Source organism: Aquimarina rubra, from assembly GCF_042684305.1.
In the GTDB taxonomy this organism is placed as follows: domain Bacteria; phylum Bacteroidota; class Bacteroidia; order Flavobacteriales; family Flavobacteriaceae; genus Aquimarina; species Aquimarina rubra.
In genome coordinates, this window is record NZ_JBHULE010000035.1 from 500,661 (window position 1) to 522,280 (window position 21,620).

General features: G+C 33.6%; 29 protein-coding genes. 10 read left to right on the plus strand and 19 right to left on the minus strand.

Annotated elements, in window-relative coordinates:
* Positions 1-118 precede the first annotated feature (118 nt).
* The 3 genes from ACFSR1_RS21950 to ACFSR1_RS21960 all read right to left on the minus strand — a co-directional run bounded on the left by ACFSR1_RS21950 (position 119) and on the right by ACFSR1_RS21960 (position 1,390).
* Positions 119-340: a DUF2795 domain-containing protein gene (locus tag ACFSR1_RS21950; RefSeq protein ID WP_006989959.1), complete on the minus strand. Its 222-nt coding sequence runs from the start codon at positions 338-340 to the stop codon at positions 119-121.
* A 140-nt stretch (positions 341-480) separates the two neighbouring features.
* Entirely contained in the window at positions 481-1,056 is a 576-nt protein-coding gene (locus tag ACFSR1_RS21955) for a cob(I)yrinic acid a,c-diamide adenosyltransferase (protein ID WP_378295175.1), read from the minus strand.
* Positions 1,057-1,225: 169 nt separating this feature from the next.
* Entirely contained in the window at positions 1,226-1,390 is a 165-nt protein-coding gene (locus tag ACFSR1_RS21960; RefSeq protein WP_378295176.1) for a hypothetical protein, read from the minus strand.
* A gap of 182 nt (positions 1,391-1,572) precedes the next feature.
* On the opposite strand from ACFSR1_RS21960, the gene recR reads away from it, so the two are divergent.
* The 3 genes from recR to ACFSR1_RS21975 all read left to right on the plus strand — a co-directional run bounded on the left by recR (position 1,573) and on the right by ACFSR1_RS21975 (position 4,785).
* Positions 1,573-2,193: a recombination mediator RecR gene (gene recR, locus ACFSR1_RS21965; RefSeq protein ID WP_378295177.1), complete on the plus strand. Its 621-nt coding sequence runs from the start codon at positions 1,573-1,575 to the stop codon at positions 2,191-2,193.
* Between the two features lie 45 nt (positions 2,194-2,238).
* Entirely contained in the window at positions 2,239-3,348 is a 1,110-nt protein-coding gene (locus ACFSR1_RS21970; RefSeq protein WP_378295431.1) for a glycosyltransferase family 2 protein, read from the plus strand.
* A gap of 90 nt (positions 3,349-3,438) precedes the next feature.
* A complete protein-coding gene (locus ACFSR1_RS21975) occupies positions 3,439-4,785 on the plus strand; it encodes a dihydrolipoamide acetyltransferase family protein (RefSeq protein ID WP_378295178.1) in 1,347 nt (448 codons plus the stop codon).
* Between the two features lie 393 nt (positions 4,786-5,178).
* Here ACFSR1_RS21975 and ACFSR1_RS21980 read toward each other — a convergent pair whose 3' ends face one another.
* From ACFSR1_RS21980 to ACFSR1_RS21995, 4 genes are all read right to left on the minus strand, one after another.
* The gene (locus tag ACFSR1_RS21980) at positions 5,179-5,313 is read right to left on the minus strand and encodes a hypothetical protein (RefSeq protein WP_378295179.1); all 135 of its coding nucleotides are present in this window, start codon (positions 5,311-5,313) and stop codon (positions 5,179-5,181) included.
* 88 nt (positions 5,314-5,401) lie between these two features.
* Positions 5,402-5,575: a hypothetical protein gene (locus tag ACFSR1_RS21985; RefSeq protein ID WP_378295180.1), complete on the minus strand. Its 174-nt coding sequence runs from the start codon at positions 5,573-5,575 to the stop codon at positions 5,402-5,404.
* A 54-nt stretch (positions 5,576-5,629) separates the two neighbouring features.
* Positions 5,630-5,986, minus strand: a complete 357-nt coding sequence (locus ACFSR1_RS21990; RefSeq protein ID WP_378295181.1) for a hypothetical protein — start codon at positions 5,984-5,986, stop codon at positions 5,630-5,632.
* 300 nt (positions 5,987-6,286) lie between these two features.
* Positions 6,287-6,781 (minus strand): MarR family winged helix-turn-helix transcriptional regulator, encoded by a 495-nt coding sequence (locus ACFSR1_RS21995; RefSeq protein WP_378295182.1) that lies wholly within the window; start codon positions 6,779-6,781, stop codon positions 6,287-6,289.
* 186 nt (positions 6,782-6,967) lie between these two features.
* On the opposite strand from ACFSR1_RS21995, the gene ACFSR1_RS22000 reads away from it, so the two are divergent.
* On the plus strand, positions 6,968-7,459 hold the full coding sequence (locus tag ACFSR1_RS22000; RefSeq protein ID WP_378295183.1) for a hypothetical protein: 492 nt from the start codon (positions 6,968-6,970) through the stop codon (positions 7,457-7,459).
* A 60-nt stretch (positions 7,460-7,519) separates the two neighbouring features.
* On the plus strand, positions 7,520-8,233 hold the full coding sequence (locus tag ACFSR1_RS22005; protein WP_378295184.1) for a metallophosphoesterase family protein: 714 nt from the start codon (positions 7,520-7,522) through the stop codon (positions 8,231-8,233).
* Between the two features lie 37 nt (positions 8,234-8,270).
* Here the strand turns inward: ACFSR1_RS22005 and ACFSR1_RS22010 are convergent, their stop codons facing one another.
* The 8 genes from ACFSR1_RS22010 to ACFSR1_RS22045 form a co-directional block, all read right to left on the minus strand.
* Positions 8,271-9,290 carry a hypothetical protein gene (locus ACFSR1_RS22010; RefSeq protein WP_378295185.1) on the minus strand — a complete coding sequence of 340 codons (1,020 nt, stop codon included), beginning with the start codon at positions 9,288-9,290 and terminating at the stop codon, positions 8,271-8,273.
* 205 nt (positions 9,291-9,495) lie between these two features.
* The gene (locus ACFSR1_RS22015) at positions 9,496-10,173 is read right to left on the minus strand and encodes a hypothetical protein (protein WP_378295186.1); all 678 of its coding nucleotides are present in this window, start codon (positions 10,171-10,173) and stop codon (positions 9,496-9,498) included.
* Positions 10,174-10,243: 70 nt separating this feature from the next.
* Positions 10,244-11,407: a metal ABC transporter permease gene (locus ACFSR1_RS22020; RefSeq protein WP_378295187.1), complete on the minus strand. Its 1,164-nt coding sequence runs from the start codon at positions 11,405-11,407 to the stop codon at positions 10,244-10,246.
* On the minus strand, positions 11,400-12,530 hold the full coding sequence (locus ACFSR1_RS22025; protein ID WP_378295188.1) for a metal ABC transporter permease: 1,131 nt from the start codon (positions 12,528-12,530) through the stop codon (positions 11,400-11,402). Before ACFSR1_RS22025 ends, ACFSR1_RS22020 begins: the two co-directional genes overlap by 8 nt.
* A 40-nt stretch (positions 12,531-12,570) precedes the next feature.
* Complete coding sequence (locus ACFSR1_RS22030; protein ID WP_378295189.1) at positions 12,571-12,939, minus strand: four helix bundle protein; 369 nt, start codon at positions 12,937-12,939, stop codon at positions 12,571-12,573.
* A 62-nt stretch (positions 12,940-13,001) separates the two neighbouring features.
* Positions 13,002-13,739 (minus strand): metal ABC transporter ATP-binding protein, encoded by a 738-nt coding sequence (locus ACFSR1_RS22035; RefSeq protein ID WP_378295190.1) that lies wholly within the window; start codon positions 13,737-13,739, stop codon positions 13,002-13,004.
* On the minus strand, positions 13,739-14,653 hold the full coding sequence (locus ACFSR1_RS22040) for a metal ABC transporter solute-binding protein, Zn/Mn family (protein ID WP_378295191.1): 915 nt from the start codon (positions 14,651-14,653) through the stop codon (positions 13,739-13,741). Before ACFSR1_RS22040 ends, ACFSR1_RS22035 begins: the two co-directional genes overlap by 1 nt.
* A 38-nt stretch (positions 14,654-14,691) precedes the next feature.
* A complete protein-coding gene (locus ACFSR1_RS22045) occupies positions 14,692-15,486 on the minus strand; it encodes a transporter (RefSeq protein ID WP_378295192.1) in 795 nt (264 codons plus the stop codon).
* A gap of 51 nt (positions 15,487-15,537) precedes the next feature.
* Between ACFSR1_RS22045 and ACFSR1_RS22050 the strand changes: the two genes are divergently transcribed.
* The 5 genes from ACFSR1_RS22050 (at position 15,538) to ACFSR1_RS22070 (ending at position 19,294) form a co-directional block, all read left to right on the plus strand.
* The gene (locus tag ACFSR1_RS22050) at positions 15,538-16,221 is read left to right on the plus strand and encodes a metal-dependent transcriptional regulator (protein WP_378295193.1); all 684 of its coding nucleotides are present in this window, start codon (positions 15,538-15,540) and stop codon (positions 16,219-16,221) included.
* A gap of 81 nt (positions 16,222-16,302) precedes the next feature.
* Positions 16,303-17,082 carry an exonuclease domain-containing protein gene (locus tag ACFSR1_RS22055; protein ID WP_378295194.1) on the plus strand — a complete coding sequence of 260 codons (780 nt, stop codon included), beginning with the start codon at positions 16,303-16,305 and terminating at the stop codon, positions 17,080-17,082.
* 18 nt (positions 17,083-17,100) lie between these two features.
* On the plus strand, positions 17,101-17,712 hold the full coding sequence (locus ACFSR1_RS22060) for a fumarylacetoacetate hydrolase family protein (RefSeq protein WP_378295195.1): 612 nt from the start codon (positions 17,101-17,103) through the stop codon (positions 17,710-17,712).
* Complete coding sequence (locus ACFSR1_RS22065; RefSeq protein ID WP_378295196.1) at positions 17,713-18,051, plus strand: Hpt domain-containing protein; 339 nt, start codon at positions 17,713-17,715, stop codon at positions 18,049-18,051.
* Position 18,052: 1 nt separating this feature from the next.
* Positions 18,053-19,294: a CinA family nicotinamide mononucleotide deamidase-related protein gene (locus ACFSR1_RS22070; RefSeq protein WP_378295197.1), complete on the plus strand. Its 1,242-nt coding sequence runs from the start codon at positions 18,053-18,055 to the stop codon at positions 19,292-19,294.
* A gap of 7 nt (positions 19,295-19,301) precedes the next feature.
* Here ACFSR1_RS22070 and ACFSR1_RS22075 read toward each other — a convergent pair whose 3' ends face one another.
* The 4 genes from ACFSR1_RS22075 to ACFSR1_RS22090 form a co-directional block, all read right to left on the minus strand.
* Positions 19,302-19,703, minus strand: coding sequence for a hypothetical protein (locus ACFSR1_RS22075; protein ID WP_378295198.1), 402 nt, complete (start codon positions 19,701-19,703; stop codon positions 19,302-19,304).
* 253 nt (positions 19,704-19,956) lie between these two features.
* Positions 19,957-20,358 carry a hypothetical protein gene (locus tag ACFSR1_RS22080; RefSeq protein WP_378295199.1) on the minus strand — a complete coding sequence of 134 codons (402 nt, stop codon included), beginning with the start codon at positions 20,356-20,358 and terminating at the stop codon, positions 19,957-19,959.
* Between the two features lie 287 nt (positions 20,359-20,645).
* Entirely contained in the window at positions 20,646-21,050 is a 405-nt protein-coding gene (locus tag ACFSR1_RS22085; RefSeq protein WP_378295200.1) for a hypothetical protein, read from the minus strand.
* Positions 21,051-21,185: 135 nt separating this feature from the next.
* Positions 21,186-21,587 (minus strand): hypothetical protein, encoded by a 402-nt coding sequence (locus tag ACFSR1_RS22090; RefSeq protein WP_378295201.1) that lies wholly within the window; start codon positions 21,585-21,587, stop codon positions 21,186-21,188.
* Positions 21,588-21,620: the final 33 nt, after the last annotated feature.

Sequence of the window (21,620 nt, forward strand, 5' to 3'; positions counted from 1 at the left end):
CGCCTCAACGGCAATATTATACAATACCTTTCAGGCTATAGGATAGCTTGAAAAAGTGGCGTAATTTACGCAAAAAAAAAGCCTCTTGCGAGACTTTTAATACTATTTAAATATTTTTTTAATATTCATCCTCATTCCAAAGATAATCTTCGTCAGTAGGATAATCTGGCCATATCTCTTCTATAGAATCATACGAATCTCCCTCATCTTCAATGGATTGTAGGTTTTCCACAACCTCTAGCGGTGCTCCCGTACGAATTGCATAGTCAATTAACTCATCTTTGGTTGCTGGCCAAGGTGCATCACTTAAATAAGATGCTAATTCTAAAGTCCAATACATATGCTTACTGGTTTAATTTTTTTGCAAAAATAATTTTTTAGTTTAAAAAGTCAAGTAAAAAATTAATTATTTAAACAATAATTATAAGAACGTGATTTTTCGGGTATTACCCTTAACTTATTTTTAGGCTTATTAAAGTGTCACGAATTTTTTTTAGGAATCCATTGTATTTCATCTGCCTGCAAATCGTTGGACAACTTTCGTGCCAGTACAAATAGGTAGTCAGATAGTCGGTTTAAGTACTGTAAAGTGGTCTCTTCAAAAGGCTCTAATTCATATAAAGCTGTTGCTAAACGCTCGGCTCTCCTACATACACAGCGGGCAATGTGACAGAATGACACTGTTTGATGTCCTCCGGGTAAAACAAAATGCGTCATGGGTGGTAATGATTCATTCATTCGATCCATTTCTGTTTCTAAAAGTATGATGTCTTCTGCAGAGATGGTCGAGATATTCAGCCGTTTTTGTCCACTTTTTAGTATCGCTTTCTTCGGATCGGTTGCTAAAACTGCTCCTACAGTAAATAATTTGTCCTGTATGTTAATCAGTACTTTTTTACTTAATTCATCAATTTGTTGGTCTCTAATCAGACCTATATGTGAGTTTAACTCATCCACAGTACCGTAACTGTCTATACGGATGTGATGCTTAGGAACTCTGGTTCCACCAAATAATGCGGTTGTACCTTTATCTCCTGTTTTGGTGTATATCTTCATTTGTTTTATTTAGGTGTGTAATATCAAGTAAGTTATAGATTTTGATTAAAGAACAATTCAAGCTTCTCTCCCTTTGGGAGAGATGTCCCGAGTATCGGGACAGAGAGGGTATTAGTTCAATTGTATATTCAATACTAATTGTGTTTTATGGCAAATAACCACTTAAGGATTATTTTTTCTTCTTTTTGAAATAATTCTTTCTAAAATCTCTTTTGTCCCGATCGTATAGTTTTCTTTTATTTCGCCCAGAATTCCATCGCACGATAAAAAATAATAGCGCTATTCCTATAACGACTAATACCAACTGGGTTTCTTCAGAAAATGCATCAAACATGATTTCTTCTTTTGTGGTAAAAGTAGTAAATAGTGATGAGTATTTGAGTCGTTGAGCAATGGAGTATTGGAGTTTGAGAACGTCAGAGTATTTGAAGTGCCACTTTTTACAGAATCATCTCATAAACTCATAGTCCCAAAAACTAACAAACTCATCTACTATTTTATTACATTTGTATCGCTATGGAATTTTCGTCAAAATTATTAGAAAACGCAGTATACGAGATGTCACAGTTGCCAGGTATTGGTAAACGAACGGCATTACGATTGGTGTTGCACCTTTTGCGGCAGCCGGAGACGCAAACACAGCATTTGGTAAAAGCATTAGGGACCTTACGAGAAGAGGTAAAATTTTGCAAAAAATGCCATAGCATCAGCGATGTAGACGTTTGTGATATCTGTAGTAATCCTAACCGTATCCAGGATTTGATTTGTGTTGTAGAAGATATCAGAGATGTGATGGCGATCGAAAGTACAAGTCAGTACAGAGGTTTGTATCACGTTTTAGGTGGGAAGATAAGTCCAATGGATGGTATTGGTCCTCAGGACTTGAAGATTAGTACGTTGGTAGAAAAAGCAAAATCCGATGATGTAAAAGAATTGATTTTTGCACTTAGCGCAACTATGGAGGGTGACACCACTAATTTTTATATCTATAAACAATTAGAAGGTGTAGAGGTGAAAACATCTACTATTGCACGAGGAATTGGGGTGAATGATGAATTAGAGTATGCTGATGAGGTAACTTTAGGAAGAAGTATTATCAATAGAATCCCGTTTGAAAATGCATTAAAAAGTTCATAACATGTTACACTTTTAAAAGCCTGCCTCCTGAAACTTTCTGTAATCATTCTTAATTATAACGTTCGTTACTTTCTGGAACTATGTGTTCTTAGTGTACAAAAAGCTGTAGCTTCTTTAGAAGCTGAGATTATTGTGGTTGATAATAACTCACCGGATGACAGTTGTATGATGATCAAAGAGCGTTTTCCAGATATTACGTTGATTGAAAATAAAGAAAATGTTGGTTTTGCAAAAGCCAATAATCAAGGAGTTGCCTTAGCTAAAGGAGCATACATTTGTATTTTGAATCCAGATACTGTGGTGGCAGAAGATACTTTCACAAAGATGATCAAAGCATCAGAAAAGTTAATACATACAGGAATGCTTGGTCCAAGATTAATCGATGGTACTGGTAATTTCTTGCCAGAAAGCAAGCGTAATGTACCTTCGCCATTAACATCTTTTAAAAGATTGTTTGGAATTAAACTTGGAAAAGTGAAGGACTACTATGCAGATCATATAACAGAAACAGGGATTGGTGATGTAGATATTTTAGTGGGAGCTTTTATTTTGGTTCGAAAGGAAGATTATGAATCCGTAAAGGGATTTGATGAAGACTACTTTATGTATGGAGAAGATATCGATCTCTCTTACAAGATGAAAAAGAAAGGTTTGGTAAATTATTACATAGGAACCGTTCCTGTTATTCACTATAAAGGTGAAAGTACAGACCGAAATGCTGAATATATCAAACGCTTTTACGGAGCGATGAGATTGTTTTATGACAAGCATTTTAAGAGTAACTGGTTTTTGGATATTCTGGTGTCTGCCGGAATACGTTTAACCTCAGTCGTACAATCGTTCAAAAATCACCAAAGAGAAAAGCAGGTGGTCGATCAATATTATTTGATATCAGAAAATGATCACTTAAGACAAAGGCTTCGTGAGGTTTTGCAAAAAGAAGTCCAATTAATTTCTTTAGAATCGGTGCAGAATTTGGGATATACTAATAACGAACTTATCTTTGACAATGAGATGTTAAGCTTTGGAGAAATCATTAGTGCAATGCAGGAATTAAAAAAATCAAATATAACATTTAAGATCAGGCCCGCCGGTTGTACATATGTGTTAGGAAGTGATTTTAGTGACGGAAAAGGCGAGGTGATCACTTTTTAGAGAAACTTTAATAAATAAAAATTAATTTAAGAGCTTAACTTTTATTAATTTCGCAAAAAATATAACTAATAAATACCTTTGATTAAGAATATGGCAAAATTTGAGCTTAAACTTCCGAAGATGGGTGAGAGTGTTGCAGAAGCAACAATAACAACTTGGTTAAAAGAAGTTGGAGATACTATCGAGATGGACGATGCAGTATTAGAGATTGCTACGGACAAAGTAGATAGTGAAGTCCCTTGCGAGGTAGAAGGTGTATTGGTTGAAAAACTTTTTGAAGTTGATGATGTAGTAAAAGTTGGTCAAACCATCGCAATTATTGAGACAGAAGGAGAAGGCACTGTGGCAGTAGCTCCACAAGAAACTAAAGAAAAAGTAATTGCTGCATCTGAAGTAGCGGCGCAGGTCATCGAAAATGATATGGCTGCGGTAACAGATACTGTAACAGCAAAAGCTGATTTCTCTGAGAGTTCTAAGTTTTATTCTCCATTAGTAAAAAATATTGCTGCGGCGGAAGGAATTTCTGTTGCAGAATTAGAAAATATATCCGGAACCGGAAAAGACGGTAGAGTTACCAAAAATGATATCCTACAGTTTGTGGAAAATCGTAAAACAGGAAAAACTACAGATACTCCTGTTACATCTGTTGCAACAGAACAGAAAATAGCTCCTACGACACCTGTGAAGAAAGTAGAAGCACCAAAAGCAACACCAGTAGTAGCGTCAGGAGAAGACGAGATTATAGAAATGACCAGAATGGGTAAACTGATTGCACATCATATGGTAGAGTCTGTTCAGACTTCTGCCCACGTACAATCGTTTATCGAAGCTGATGTGACCAATATCTGGAATTGGAGAAAGAAGGTGAAAGGAGATTTTATGAAAAGAGAAGGAGAGAATCTAACGTTTACTCCGATCTTTATGGAAGCAGTAGCAAAAGCCATCAGAGATTTTCCGATGATCAATATTTCTGTATCTGGTGATACAGTGATCAAAAAGAAAAATATCAATCTGGGTATGGCAGCAGCCTTAGCAGATGGTAATCTGATTGTGCCGGTAATCAAAAATGCAGATCAGTTAAATCTGGTAGGTATGACTAAAGCGGTAAATGATTTGGCAAACCGAGCTCGTACCAATGCATTAAAACCGGATGATATCCAGGGAGGAACCTATACAGTAACTAATGTAGGTACTTTTGGAAGTATTATGGGGACACCTATTATCAATCAACCACAGGTTGCTATTTTGGCATTAGGAGCGATCCGCAAAGTACCTGCTGTGATCGAAACGCCAGACGGAGATTTTATTGGTATCCGTTATAAAATGTTCTTATCACACTCTTACGATCACAGAGTCGTAAACGGGGCATTGGGAGGGCAGTTTGTACAACGCGTAAAAGACTACCTGGAAGCGTTTGATGTGAATAGAGAGTTTTAAAATTACACTATACCGAACACTGAGCTTGTCGAAGTGTGATGTTGACAATACTATATAAATTAAACCACGACAAACCTGTTGTGGTTTTTTTATTTATTGAAATTGAGATTTCAATTCTAATATGAAACGTTTATAATATATTTATAAACAGTTATAATAAATTAAAATATCAATAATTACTATTGTAAATTGTTACCATAGATGGTTATAGAGATTAAAGTATTTGTTTCTCTTTTTTTGTCAAAGATGTCTAGTTAAAATAAAGTAGTTGTTTTATATGATCATTCTTTCTAACCAAAAAGATGTTTGTCAATTGAGTAGATGAATAGTATCAAACAAAACCTTAATCTGAGGATTAGGGTTTTGTTGTTTTTGTAATTTTTAGGTTAAAGTTTACGCTTGTAATATACAATCCTTACAGTCTTTTACTTCTCCGTAATACGTTTCTCTGTATTTATGCAGCGTAGCAATTGGGATTCCTAGTAAATACTTCTTGATAGAAGTTACGTGGGAGCTTAGCCTACCCATGTTTTTCGAATGTATATTTTTAATTTTGGTTTTTCTTTTAATTTTAACAATTTTCATAAATAAATTGGGTTGTCAGCTGGTTTGAATCTTATAGTGCGTTACTGGTACATACGACTTCCCAATAAGACATTTCAGAAAACTCTTGGCACTTTCTGCTATTAATTTTGGTCTTCCAGTAATCAATTTGGTTTTTTACTTTCTTACCATCTTTTGTTTTAATTGTTCTTCCGTTTTGTTGTGGAATAAAGGTATTTATTGACATATATTAATTTTGGTTACTACTAAAATTTATTTTGGGTAATAATGAATAAAGCTTTTAAATAGAGTGAATCACTGCGTTGATATTGTGACGAGCTACTAGCTTCTCTGTAAATGACCTGTGTCCACGCGGAGCTAATAAGTGCAGTTTTCCTCTTTTCATCTGAGCCATGAATCCTAATAACTTCCATCGAACGACTAGTGTTTTATCATCTTCATTTTTTAAAGCGATATCAGAAAAATGTTTTGATCCACCATGTGTTACAAAAGATATATCCGGCTGAATCTTTAGATCAGTTTTTGTGCTTCGAAAAACTTTCGGATCCTCATAGCCATCGGGTAACGCTTTTAACGATATTGTTGCTCTTTTTTCTGCCCAGGCTAATGCTTTCTCCAAATAAGTTTCTTTTTTCATACTAATCTTTTAAGTGATACAAAATTTTTAACTCCTAGATTAATTAGGAGTTTTACAAAACTACAAAAAAATTAGTTCCTATAGAAACTATTTGCTATTTATTTTTTATTAATATCATAATTATAAAACATTTTTTAAAAATTTGTGCAAGTTTTTATTTGTAAAAAATAGTATTTACTTTCTATAGAAAATAAATTAAAATTATTGTTGAAACAACCATCCTAGTGCTCAAATGACGCTAGAAATATTTTAGAAATGTGTAACCAATACAAAATGAAAAAAGGGAGGAAGAAAATCCTTTTACTTTGAAGATTTATTATTTTCAGAGGTCATTTCTTTGATAGTAATTAATGGAGCTGCATCTATGTTTTCAGCATCCATTATAGATGCCAATAGTTCTATATTTCTGTCTAGTTCATTGATTTGTTCTTGGGTAAGTTTCTGCAACTTCTCTGTGGTTTTTTGCTGCAGAGTAGTAGGAGATCTATGTAGTACATCTGCACCTTTTGCTGTAAGTGTAATGTAAGTGGTTCTTTTATCATTCGGTTTAGGGAGTTTAGCTACCAGTCCTTTTGATTCTAATCGACTAATAATTCCAGACACCGTGCTCGCATTCAGATTGATATACAACTTAATTTCTTTAGAAGAAGCTCTATAATCTTCCTGTTCCGATAAAAACTGTAGAACTAATAACTGTGGAATACTAATACCAAACTCTTTTTCGATCTTTTTGCTTTCTAAATTAATAGATCGAATTATTTTACGAAGCTTCACAAGTATTTCAATATATTTCACAGTTCTGGTTTTTAATGTAATGCACAAAGATAGAAACATTATATACCATCCGGTAATAATGTCTTAACTATATACTGTATGCTCTTTTGTATTTGATTAATTACTAGAAAGCAATTTGTAACAATTTGGGTCATAGTGCTACTAATTATGTAGCGTATATTTTACAATACTAAATTGCAATGAACTATGAATATTAATGAAGCATCTAAATTTTTTAAAAATCTGATTACTGAAACCGATGTAAAATCTGAAATAAGAGTGTATGAAAAATTCATTACTATTTTATCGCAGTTAGAACATAAAAATTTGTCTGAAGAAGAAGAAAAGGTTATCGAAGATAGATTAGACACATTCGATGTAGAGATACCTCGAGGAGATAGAAAAAAATACTACCGTAAAAAACTTACTGAGTTTTTAAGTTTCTTAAAAAAGGAATTCTCGATGATCACAGAAGCCTATTACATGACCTTAGCAATGAGTTTAGGGATGTGTTTTGGTATGAGTTTAGGAATGACTTTTGGGATAGTTTTTGGTTCTGGTTCTGAAGTGTCTAACGGGTTGATTTATGGAATGACTTTCGGAATGATGATTGGTATGTCGATCGGACTTGCTATTGGAGCATCGATGGATGCTAAGGCAAAAAAAGAAGGTAAAGTATTAAGCACTAAGTATGCTTAATACTTTGAATGAGAAAAGATCTTATTAGACAACTTCTTTTAAATTCCTTACATTTCTTGCATGATCGAAAGGATCGCTTATATTACCGATGTTCATATCGACGAAGAATTTCCTAAAACTGTTGGGGTAAACGCACGTCAAAATTGGAAAATGATTCTTAAGGATTTAGCTTCAAGAGATATTAATGAGGTTATCTATGGAGGTGACATCGGTGAGAAGTCATCTAATCCGTGGTTTTTTGAATCACTACAAGAGTATAAATTGTCTATCTCTTTGGGTAATCATGATGATTTTTATGAAGTCATAAAATATTATAAAAATGAAGCTTATATAGATGCTGATTCGCTTTATTATAGCTGGGAACAAAGTTATTTCAAGTTTATATTTTTAGATTCCAGTACAGAAGTGATAAGCGATGAGCAGCTAAGTTGGTTGAAGACTGAATTAGTTACTCCGAAAAAAGTATTGTTATTTATTCATCATCCTATTTTAGCAATACCCAATATTATGGATAAGCGTTTTTATTTAAAAGGAAGAGAAAGAATACAAGCTTTATTACATAAAGTAGATAATGATATAATCATTTTCTGCGGACATTATCATATGGAAGATCATTGTATTCATAAAAACATAACACAATTCGTCACTCCGGCAGCTTCTTATCAAATAGAAAAAGATCCAAAAGAAATAAAGGTGCATAATAGAACTTTTGGATATAGGATTATTGAGCTAGATGAAGATCAACTTTATACCGAGTTAATTTTATTTAATTAAATGATGATTCTAAAACCCGAAAACTTAAAAGCTCATCTTATCTTAAAAAAACGTAATTTGGTATAAAATCTTCGTCAATAACTACGTTGTTAAGTAAGTTACCATTTAAGTCGAATAAAAATACCCCGACTTTATTTGTAAAATCTTCATAGGTAATAGTTGTAGAAACAATAAGTGTGTTTCTTTCGTAATCAAAAATATTGTTTATGTGTGAAACTCGTAAAATCTCATCTTTTTGTGCGTAATTATCTAAAGCTGGTAAAATGTTGATATTGTTGGCAATGTTGTTATCTAAATTGTACGTAGCAGGAAGATAAGAAATAGGACTCGGTTGAGCGAAAGGACTTTGATAATATATTATTCCCTGATTATATTGTCCTTCAATAACTCCAAAAAAGAAAGTGTTTGGACTATATTCGTTGATCAATTCCATCGTATTTAATCTGTAACTCTTAATATCAAACAGAAGTCTATCAGGGCTATAACCTAGTACTAAATCCCCGGAATAACTTGTTGTAACATATCTAATGTCTTCAGTAAACTCTATAGTTTTTATAATTGCATTGGTTGTTGTATTGAGTACTGTTACATAATATTTTCTTTCCTGACCATCAAAATAATTATATGAAACTATCAAATGATTCTGAAAATATAATATATTAGAGACGTTATTTGCTTGCCCAAGAAGGGTATCGTCAATAGAGGAATTTGATATGTTTCGAGATCTTACATACAGATCATTAGATTGAGATGATTTCAGATAAACAGTAAATATACGGTCTTCAGAGTTTGTAGTCAGATATGCTAATTCTCCATTAGTGCTTTCAAAATAAGACTCTACTTTATTTACCGTGTTAGTATTCATATTTTTAATCCATATATCACTCAATAAATAAAAGGATACAATATCTTCGGTAAATCTTATAAAGTTATAATTTTCAGGTATTTGATCTTGTTCGGTAAGGTTAATTAGTGTTCCTGACTGTGATTGTTCATTATAATCAAATTGAAAGGCATCTGAGTTGTTTTTTTTTCCTAAAACAATAAAACTGGGCATTCTCTCGGATTCAATAGAATCATCCTCCGAATTACAGGAAAAGCAGATAAATAATAGTAGGCCAGTTAAAATAGATGAGAAAAAGTTATGCATTTTTTATAAATTATTTAGGCTGCTAATATAGTAGTTTTAGAGTGATATGATTTACTAGTATTATATACTTAGCTAAGTAAGTGATTGAACTTAACGATTAGAATTTTTTTTTCTAAAAAAGAGTTTTTCTTTTTACCCGTTTTGGTTTTCTGGTAATTTCCTCAATAAAAGTGTCAAAATCTGAAATTGGATAATATAACTTTTTGTTCTTTTTAACAAAAGGTAGTTCTATGTTTTCTCTGGTATATCCTTCTTCTTGCATTTTTCTCCAAAATACAGGAGATAATAAATTGTTTCTGCTATCAATATCAACTTCGAGAAATTCTACCTTTTTGTCATTTAATTTTTGTTTTAATGAATCACACCTTGCACAATTTTGTTCAGTATAAACAAAAAGCTTGTATTTCGATACTGTTTGGGGTGGGACTTCTTTTGGTTTTTCTTTTTGTCGCTTAACATCAATGTTTTCTAATTCTTCATTCACCACTAAATCATAAGTATAAGAAGATGCTACATCTGTCAATGGAATTAAAATTAACATTTCTTCCTTACTATTGGCTGGTATGTTTTTGATAATGGGTCGCTGTGCACTTCTGCGATATCCGATAGGGTTTATTTTTAGAAAAACACTTTTATCTGAGTCTGTATCATTTTGTACATAAATAGTAGTACGTTTTTTTTGAACATCTTCAACTAAATGGACGGTTTTTTCCTGTGCATAAATTGAGAGAGAACCAAGTACTAGTAATGGAAGAAGAAAATTAGAATAGGTTTTAAGAATTTGCTTCATCTTTCTTTTTTGTAATAAAGATAAGTGATTCGTTTTTCTTTCGCTAAAATTCGTAACAGATGCTTTTTGTCTACCCTCTAAATAAGAAAAATCGATCCTTCATTTTTTCGATTTCAGAATTTTTATTAGTTACGATATAATCAATAGCTTCTGTCGTGAAATGTTGCCCTTTTTCTGTTAATGAAACTATGTCATTATCTATTATGATCATATTATTTTTTAGTGCAAGATCTAATACGGATTTTGCTTTTACCTTTTGCCAGTTAATATGCTCATTAAGATGTTTTACATGTCTTTCTGTTTCATCATCTGAGTGATTTCCTAAGTGTAATAAAAATGTTAATAAAGAAACTTCAATGCGTTGTTGTCTTTGACGATATAATACAGAGAAATATCCTCTGCTGGGAGCAAATAAATAGACAATCAAAAAAATGATACCTAGTACACTGGTCATCGACCCAGAAATAGAAGTATCTAATCCGTGTGCTAGCCAATAGCCTGCTATAGCTGCAATAACACCAAATATACAGGCTAAAAGCAGCATTTTTTTAAGATTGTTGGTTAGTAAATATGCGGTAGCGGCTGGAGCGATCATAAATGCAATGACCAAAATAGCTCCAACAGCGTCAAAAGCTCCAACAGTTGTGATAGATGCTACAGTCATCAATCCGTAATGCATAATCACTGGTGATAATCCTAATGCGGCTGCCAGACCCGCATCAAACGTACTAACTTTTAGTTCCTTAAAAAAGGCAACAAGTAACCCTATAGTCACTAACAATATAGTGCCAATAATCCACAAAGATTTAGGCCCCATATCAGCGCCGCTAATAATGAGTCTGTCAAACGGAGCAAAAGCAAGTTCTCCTAAAAGTACAGCATCTATGTCTAAATGTACATCATTAGCGTTCTGAGCAATCATAATGACTCCTATGCTAAACAAGGCCGGAAAAACCAATCCGATCGCAGTGTCCTCTTTAACCAATCCGGTTTTTTGTATAAACTCTACCAAAACAACTGTCAGCACTCCACTTAGAGCAGCAAGAAGAATTAATAGAGGAGATGAGAGGTCGTGTGTTATAAAAAAACCAATGACTATACCAGGTAAAATAGAATGACTAATAGCGTCTGTGATTAGAGCCATTTTGCGCAGAACCAAAAAGGTTCCCGGAATAGCGCAGGCTACAGCTACTAAGCTGGCAATTAATTGTATTTCGATCTGTGCGCTACTCATCTTCTGTCTGTGTTAATTGATTGTATAAATTTGCTGCGGTTTCATATCCAGATGTAGTCATAGACCACATACTGCCTTCGATTTTCACATAATGCTTGTCTTCGAGCTTTTGCAAGGATCGTTTGGTAAACCCTTGGAAATTATTCAATATTTTGATAGCATGCGGATGCGAAATATCATCGTGATCTCTGGCAATATTGTACATAAACGAAAGTGTTTTATGTAACTGAAGATCGTTTCTGTTTTTTCTAAAGCGAATCTCTCTGAATAGTAATCCACGACCTGGTGAAAATATAAAAGAAACTAATACAAAAACTGCTGCGACTAATACAATGACAGGTCCGGTAGATAGATTATTGTGACTAGCACTTATTGCTGTTCCTACTACTCCCGAAAATGCTCCAAAGATAGCGGCTAGAATGACCATTACTGATAAACTATTAGTCCATTGTCTTGCCGCAGCTGCAGGAGCAAGAATCATAGCGCTCATCAATACGACGCCTACCGTTTGTAAGCCCAGAACAATGGCAATAACGATAAAAGTTGTAACAAGGATGTCGAGAAATTTGGTGTTAAACCCTAAAGTTTTGGTATAATCAGCATCAAAAAGGGATAGTTTGAGTTCTTTCCAGAAAAGTAGTAAGACGATAAGGCAGATTCCGGTTACCAGTGACATCATCCAAACATCACTTTCTAATAATGTAGCTGCTTGTCCGAAAAGATAATTTTCTAGTCCGGCCTGATTGGCATTTGGTAGTTTTTGAATATAAGTAAGCAAAAGCATTCCAAATCCAAAGAATAGCGAAAGTATAAGCCCTAAAGCTGTATCTGACTTAAGATGAGTTTTTTTAATGATTCCTCTAATCCAAAAACTACCAATTAAACCACTTACCAAAGCTCCTAATAAAAATGCATTACTGTTTTTTGCTCCAATAATTAAAAAAGCAATGGCAATACCCGGTAATGCAGCGTGTGAAATGGCATCTCCTAATAAACTTTGTTTTCTTAATACAGCAAAACTGCCAAGCATACCACATATTGCTCCCAAAACGGCTGTTCCTAGCGTAATAGTACGAAGGGTGTAATCTGTAAAAACAAGCTGTATGTATTCTAGGATATCCATAATAATAGTCTTTAGTCTTTAGAAGGTAGTAGGGAGTGTATCATGTTTTACTTTTAAGGTATTTCTGTAAACGTGTAATCATCTTGGATAGTTCAACTAGTTTTGTTCTAGCGGCCTGATCACTCTCATATGAAATATAATTTCTTCTTTTGGCAATTGTAGAACAAACTATACATTCTCTAATAGATCCTAACGCAATTTGTAAATAACGATTAAACTGCGCATCAGTATTTCCGGATCCTTCAGAAATGTTTAATGTAATGGAAGTAGCAGCTCTAATATATTGAGAAGAAATATTGTAGGTTTTAGTGTTAAGAATTTTTTTACAAGTATCATATACCGAATCCACAAAATCTAAACCTTTTTGATATACCGTTAAATCTTCAAAATTAAATTTCAAATCTTCCATTAAAAATAATATTTGTAGTTTTTACTAACAACTAACAACTAACAACTAACAACTAAAAACTATTACTGTTGAACGCTTACTTTATAATTGATCCCGTAGGTTTTAGTCAAGTTGTCATCGTTAAAAATATCTTTTACCGGACCTGTTGCAATCTTCTTTACATTCAAGAAAGTTACCCAATCAAAATATTCAGGAACCGTCTGTAGATCGTGATGTACTACGATTACTGTTTTTCCAGACTTTCTAAGCTCTTTTAAAATATTGATAATTGCTTTTTCTGTGGTGGCATCAACTCCCTGAAATGGTTCGTCCATAAAGTAGATCGATGCGTTTTGAACTAATGCCCTTGCCAAAAAAATACGCTGCTGTTGTCCTCCGGAAAGTTGACTGATCTGTCTGTTTTTAAAAGCAAGCATTCCTACTTTTTCTAGAGCTTCGAGCGCTGCTTTCTTTTCTTTTTGTCCGGGTCTTTTAATCCAGCCTAAACTTCCGTAAGTTCCCATCATGACTACATCTAGTGCGGTAGTAGGAAAATCCCAGTCTACACTCCCTTTCTGTGGTACGTATGCAACAAGAGATCGTTGCTTATTGTAAGGTTTGTCATATATTTTTACACTTCCTGCAATAGGTTTTATGATATCCAAAATCGACTTGATCAATGTAGATTTTCCTGCCCCATTAGGACCAACGATTGCCATAAGGACGCCTTCAGGTATAGCAAGGTCAATATCCCATAGTACCGGTTTATAATTATAAGCAACGGTAAGGTCATCTATTTGTACAGCGATTTTATTTTTCATTATTTCAATGCATTTATGATCGTGTTTACATTATACTCAAACATTCCTATATAGGTTCCTTCTATAGTTCCCGGATTACCTAGAGCATCAGAATATAAAGTTCCTCCTATAGTTACCTCGTGATCTTTAGATTTTACAGCCGCTTGTAGTGCTTCAATGGTGCGTTTGGGAACCGAGGTTTCTACAAAAATAGCTTTTACTTCGTTTTCTATAATAAAGCTGGCTAACTTTTGTACATCTTGCACACCGGCTTCTGTAGCTGTAGATAATCCTTGTAAACCTACTACATTAAACTCATATTCTTTACCAAAATAACTAAAAGCATCGTGTGCTGTGACAAGTATTCTTTTTTCTATTGGTAGGGTTTCTATGGTTGTTTTAAGTTGGGTTTCAAGTTTATCTAGTTTTTCTAGATATGCTTTTCCATTGGTTTCAAAAGCTTCGGCGTTTTTAGGGTCAAGTTCCTTTAATTTTTTGATAGTAAAAGTAGCTACCTGTTTCCAGTTGTTGATGCTAAACCAAATGTGTGGGTCATAGTTGGAGGCAAAGTAATCGGATCCAATAAGGATATTTTTGTCTAAAACCTCTCCAATAGCAATAGTTTTCATGTCCTGTCTCCCCATTTTCTCGAATACTTCTACAAGCTTTCCTTCCAGGTGAAGTCCATTGTAGAATATAACATCTGCATTCACCAATTTTGTCACATCACCTTCACTGGCTTTATATAAATGTGGATCTACCCCAGAACCCATTAACCCATTTACGGTTATGAGATCGCCTCCAATATTTTCTACTAGATCCGTAATCATTGTTGTAGTTGTAACCACATTGAGTTTTTGATTTGGATCTTTTACTTCCTGTTTGCAGGAAAACAATATCAGAGAAATTGTAAGAATTAATACTATCTTTTTCATCACTATTTATTCTTTTTTTTATTTAGAAATTAAACTAATTAGTTAGGTATTCTAACACTAATACCTGCACTAAGTAATAGATTTTGTCCTTCAGTAATTCCGGAGCCTACAGTGGCATCCAATTGAATGTTATCGCTTAATAAGTAAGTCAATCCTGCATCCCAAAGATGATTAGCACTGCTATCCTCTGGTAAATCTCCGTACAACTCTGCATAAATACCAAAAGTATCGGTGATACTATATCCATAAGCAATTGTGTATACATAGGCAGCTTCTGGAGAATCATTTCCCCACTCGGCTCCAAGGTTGTATGATAAACTTGATTTTTCGCTAAGTGTATGTGCAAAAGAAAACCGAAAATCTACACCTGTAGTTTCTGGTCTAAAGTCTTCACTTGCGGTAAACGGTAAAAATAGATGTCCAATAATACCTATTTCCGGTAATAATCCTTTTTCTTCTGTAATTCCAATTTTTGCTCCTAATAATAGTGGTGATAATCCGCTAGCCACATCGTCAAGTTCAGTACCGTTAATTTCGGTTTTGGTTTCTGCAAAATCCCATCCCACTCTAAGTTCCAGGTTATCTAATAATCCATATCTCAGTAAAGCGGTGTTGAAGGTTGTGGTTTTTTGTTTAAAAGTATCATCTCCGGCATCTTCATAAAAGGCTCCCGTTTCTATTTGTAAATATCCTTTGGGTACTACTGTAGGTGATTCTGTTGCATCAGGTCTATCAGTGACAAGAGGTCCCAAAGTATTTGTGTCTTGAGAGAAAATGGAGTTGAAACTTAGACAACTCAAAAAAGTGAGTAAGATGATTCTGTGTAATTGCATTAGGTTTAGTACTTTTGTTTTATTATTGATGCAAAACTAAAAAAGTTAGCTATGACTAACAAATTAAATTTGAATAATTTAACAAAGAGTGAGGAAGATTATTTAAAAGCTCTTTTTCAGTTACTTATAGAGGATAGCTCCGGCAAAGTTGGAAACAACCAACTGGCTGATTATCTCAAGGTTTCTCCTGCTTCCACAAACAATATGGTTAAGAAGTTAAAGACCAAAAAATACGTGGTTAGTGAGAAGTACGGTAAGTTGGAGCTTACTGAAGAAGGAAGGTCTATCGCGGTACGGCTGATTAGAAAGCATAGGCTTTGGGAAACGTTTCTTTGTAAATACTTAAATTTTAGTTGGGATGAAGTGCACGAGGTTGCAGAGCAATTAGAACATATTAAATCTCAAAAATTAATTAATGAACTGGATCGCTTTATGGATTTTCCTGCCAGAGATCCTCACGGAGAGGTGATTCCAAATGCAGATGGAGAGTATTCTATATTGCCTAAGATTACGTTATCATCATTAGAAGAAGGGGCGACCTGTAAATTGGTTTCTGTAAACGATGCTTCTGTTACATTTCTAAAATATGTATCAGAAATAGGGTTGGCGCTAAGTAGTGAGATAAAAGTTTTGGAAGTAAGAGAATTCGACAGTTCGATAAAAATTAAATTTAATGATATAGAAGAAACGGTTACCAGAAAATTTGCAGATAATGTTTTTGTAAAGGTGCTATGATACGACAATAAATGTTAAAAAAAGTAACACTGTAATGGTTTGTAAGATATACCTATTATCTTTGGGTCACACAATCAATGTATGGAGCTTAATTTAAAAAGACCGATCTGTTTTTTTGATCTGGAAACGACCGGTATTAATATTTCTAAAGATCGAATTGTAGAAATTTCTATTCTAAAAGTTTTCCCTAATGGTAATAAGGAAAGCAAAACATGGCTTGTCAATCCAGAGATGCCAATTCCACCAGAAACTACTGAAGTACACGGGATCACTGATGAAAAGGTAGCTAATGAACCAACTTTCAGGCAATTGGCCAGTAAAGTTAGTGAAATGATTAAAGGGTGTGATTTAGGAGGGTTTAATTCTAATCGTTTTGATATTCCTTTGTTGGCAGAAGAGTTGTTACGTGCTGACGTTGATTTTGATATGAAGAATACAGTTGCTGTTGATGTGCAAACTATTTTTCACAAAATGGAAAAAAGAACCTTAGCTGCAGCCTATAAATTTTATTGTGATAAAGATCTTGAAGATGCGCATTCTGCAGAGGCAGATACTATGGCAACTTATGAAGTTTTAAAAGCACAGCTAGACAGATATCCTGATTTAGAAAATGACACTAAGTTTCTTGCAGAATTTAGTTCCAGAAAACAATTTGCAGATTTTGCCGGTTTTATCGCTTATGATAAAGAAGGAAGAGAGATATTCTCTTTTGGTAAGCATAAAGGTAAATTGGTAGAAAAAGTAATGGAAGAAGAGCCTGGGTATTTTGGGTGGCTTCAGAATGCTGATTTTCCCTTATACACAAAGAAAGTGCTTACAGCGGTTAGACTTCGCAAATTAAACAATAGCCTTAAACTATAATTCTTTATAACTAATTGTATGAAGCTTATTTGTATAGGCCGTAATTATACGGATCATATTGAGGAATTAGAGAACGAAAAACCAACGGATCCGGTGGTGTTTATGAAGCCGGATACTGCTATCTTATTAAAAAAACAACCATTTTTTATTCCGGATTTTTCTGATGACGTACATCACGAGGTCGAAATTTTGGTGAAAATTAAAAAAGTCGGAAAGCATATTGATAGAAAATTTGCTCATAAATACTATGATGAGATTGGGTTAGGTATTGATTTTACAGCCCGGGATTTACAAAGCAAATTAAAGTCTAAAGGATTACCATGGGAAAAGGCTAAAGCTTTTGATGGAGCTGCTGTTATCGGAAGTTGGGTGTCTAAAGAAAATTTTCAGGATGTAGATAATATTGATTTTCATTTGGAAAAAAATGGAGAGATTGTTCAAAAAGGAAATACAAGGTTTATGCTTTGGAAGATTGATGAATTGATAGAATATGTGTCAAAATATTTTACTTTAAAGATCGGAGATGTTATCTTTACAGGAACACCAGCAGGAGTTGGCGCTGTTAAAGCAGAGGATACGCTGGCTGGTTTTATAGAAAAACAACAAATTTTTTCAATAAGAATTAAGTAAATGAGCAAAGGTTACAGCTTAGAAAGTGTCAACGAATTGTCTGGTGGAGATGATGAGTTTATAACAGTATTAGTGCAAACATTTTTGGAAGAAATACCTCCTGACCTAGAGGGCATGGGACAAGCAGTTAAAGATAATGATCCCAAGACTGCATATCAGTTTGCTCATAAAATGAAACCAAATCTTCAGTTATTCGGGATAGATCTTTTAAAAGAGATAAAACAAGTAGAGGCTTGGTCTAGATCAGGTAAAACGCAGTCAGAAATAGAGCCTATATTAAACCATATAGTTACTACAGTTAATGGTGCTATTGAAGATCTGAAAGCCGACTTTCAATAATATGCTTGCAGAGATAATCACCATAGGAGATGAAATCCTTATCGGTCAGATTGTGGATTCTAACTCTGCTTTTATAGGCAAAGAGCTCAATAAAATTGGTATTGATGTATATCAAATAACTTCTGTCCAAGATGATAAACAACATATACTTAATGCACTGGAAGATGCTAAGAATAGAGTAGATGTTGTGCTTATCACAGGTGGATTAGGACCTACAAAGGATGATATCACAAAACATACTATTTGCGAGTTTTTTGATGATACACTAATTCAGAATGACGATGTACTGCGTCATATCGAAGCGCTTTTTGCAAAATATATTCACACGCCAGTTACGGATATCAATAGAATGCAAGCACTTGTTCCTAGCAAATCTGCGGTACTAATGAATAATTTTGGTACTGCACCCGGAATGTGGTTAGAAAAGGATGATACTGTTTTTGTTTCTATGCCCGGAGTGCCTTTTGAGATGAAGAATTTAATGAAGGATGAGGTACTACCAGGACTTCAGAAAAGGTTCGAACGTCCATTTATTATTCATAAAACGGTTTTGACTTATGGTTTGGGCGAAAGCGCAATTGCAAAAAAAATAGAGCGGTGGGAAGATGATTTACCGTCTTTCATAAAGTTGGCATATCTTCCTAATCTGGGAAGAGTGAGGTTGCGTCTTTCTGCACGTGGAACCAACGAAAAACTCTTATTTGATACGATTGAAAAAAGGATTACTGATTTGCATAGTCTTATAGGAGATATTATTGTTGGTTATGAAGAAGATGAATCCATAGAAATTTTAATTGGTAAAATTTTGACTTCTCGAGGACAATTTCTTGCTGTAGCAGAAAGTTGTACAGGTGGAAAAATAGCACAGTCCATTACTGTTAATGAAGGTTCCTCATCTTTTTTTAAGGGAGCGGCGGTTACGTATGCTACTCTATCTAAAACCGATATTTTGGGAGTAGATGAGGATTTGATTAAAAAATTCACTGTCACAAGTCACGAAGTTGCTAAAGCTATGGCAATAGGTGTCAAAAATAAGTTTAAGTCTGATTATGCTATTGCTACAACGGGTAACGCTGGTCCATTAAAAGGAGATGGAGATGTAGAGGTTGGGACGGTTTTTATTTCTATCGCTACCCCCAATCGTGTTTTTTCAGAAAAGTTTGTGTTTAGTAATTCAAGAGAACGAACTATAGGAAAAGCAGTAAATAAATCCTTTGAGTTACTCCTAAATGAATTGAACTAGTCGGGTCTTATTTGAGTGCTTCATTTTTAGTCCATTCAATGGCATCCTGAAGGTTTTTAAAATTAAAAAAAGGTCTCTGAGCAAAATGCTTTTCAATTTCAGTAGATATTGTGCTTATAGGGTTGTAAGTAACCACACCATACCCTTTAAAATTATCCATATATCTTAGCGGACAATTCAGGTAATCTGTAGGTACGATAGAATGTGAGTTGACTCTGTCGGAAATGTAGGTAAAAGGTCTTCCGTCTCCAAAATGTTTTAGTACTACGGGTATTAGGTCGTCAAGTTTTCCTAAAGTAATTACTTCACCTTCTTTAATCTTTGCAATGATATATTGATCATAAAAGTAATAAGTACCTAGATTGAGATCGTACTTTTGAATCAATGTGTCATTTAGTGTAACGCCCATAACTTTTATTTTTTCTGTTAGTTATGAATAGGTCGAGAAAGGATGGTAATAATTTCTTTTTAGGTATTGAAATTCAGTATTTTAAAATATTTTTAAGAATTTCAAACGTTATAGTTCAGTTTGAATTAGTTTTCTGTTCTTTTTAAATTATGAAAATTTTAAAAATGGATGGATGCTTTATGATAGAATTCAGGTTATTAACTTCTTAAAAATATTGATATTTTTTATTCTTAGGTAAGAGAAGTTGAGTTGATTAGTGTGATCTGATTTTCTCTTTTCCCCATATAATAGCATCTTCTAAATTATCAAAAATACCGGTTGGAGCTTTAATGAAAGATTGCTCGAATTTTGCTATTCGAATACTAAGTTGATCATAGGCAATTACTGCAAAGGCTTTTGCGTTTGGAAAGAGTTCAATGAATTCATAGTGTCCAGTTGGATTAAAAGAGTAAGAGTTTTTACGATTAGCAATATAGAAAAAAGGTGTGTTTTTATTAAAATGCTTTTCGATAAGTTTAAAAAGCTCGGAAGAATTTTCTACACTGAATGTAACACCTTTCTTTACTTCAGATACCATAAAGTTGTTGTAAAAATAAAATGATCCAATAGTAAGATCATACTTGTTTATTAAATTTTTATTTAAATTTTCAGGCATGTTGTTTCTTATGCTAAATTATTATGGTGTTTTGGTTTTCTTTTACAGATAATAAGTAGGTCTGTGTTATTCTTGCACTTGTAGATTTTATAATGATTTACTAGTTCAAATAAATACAAGCGGATTTTTGTTGTCGCACAAGCAAAAGATAAATGATTGCTCAAGATTTTGTCAAAATAGTTAATCATCCTTAAGTGAAGTAATCTCTACTGTTCATACTTATGTTAATTATTCATAGGGGTTTTGAAGAGTTTTGTTGCTTTTTGGTACAAGAAAAATAATGTTGCTTATATTAAAGGTTTTATTAACTGATCAACCCAGAGGATGGCTTCATCTAGATTATCAAAAATTTTAGTTTCATTCTCAAGAAACGACTGTTCTAAAGTTGCTACTTTACTATTAATAGCATCATAGGCTACCACACCATATCCAATGAAATTAGGAAAAAGTTTAGTGGATTTAAAATGCCCTGTTGGTACAAAAGAGTATGAATTTTTTCTGTTAGAAATATAAACAAAAGGAATCGTTGTTCCGTAGTAAGAATCGATTAATTCAAATAAATCCGTGCAATTTTCAAAAGTGAGGATAATACCTTCTTTTATTTCAGAAATGATATGATTTTTATAAAAGTAAAATGCTCCAACAGCAAGGTCGTGCTTATTAATAAGCTTCTTATTAAAATCATGAATCATTTTAAATGAGATGTTTTCCAATTACAGTTGTAATATACCTTTTTTGCAGTAAATATTCAATAAAATAATATAGAATTTAAATATAAATCATATTTATTGTTAATTTTTTGAGTATTTATTATCTCTTAGGGTAATCTAGTCATGCAGAATTAATTCATTAACCCATTGTACAGCATCTTCTACATTATCAAAAATTTTAGTAGGTACATTTAGGAAAGACTGCTCAAGAGAGGCTATTTTATTATTAATAGAGTCGTATATAATTGCTCCATATCCTTTTAGATTAGGAAAGAGTTTTGCTGATTTAAAGTGTGCCGTAGGTTCAAATGAATATGAATTTACTCTATTTGTAATATAAACAAATGGAATATTGTTTCCATAATAATCTTTAATTAATAAGAGCAACTTTGTGGCCTTGTCATAATCAACTGTGACTCCTTCGTTCATTTCTGATATGAGAAAGTGATCATAAAAATAAAAAGATCCAATATCAAGAATATGTTTGCGAACAAGTTTACGGGTAATATCTGGGGGCATAGCAAGTTTTTTACCGAAGATACGATTTTGAGC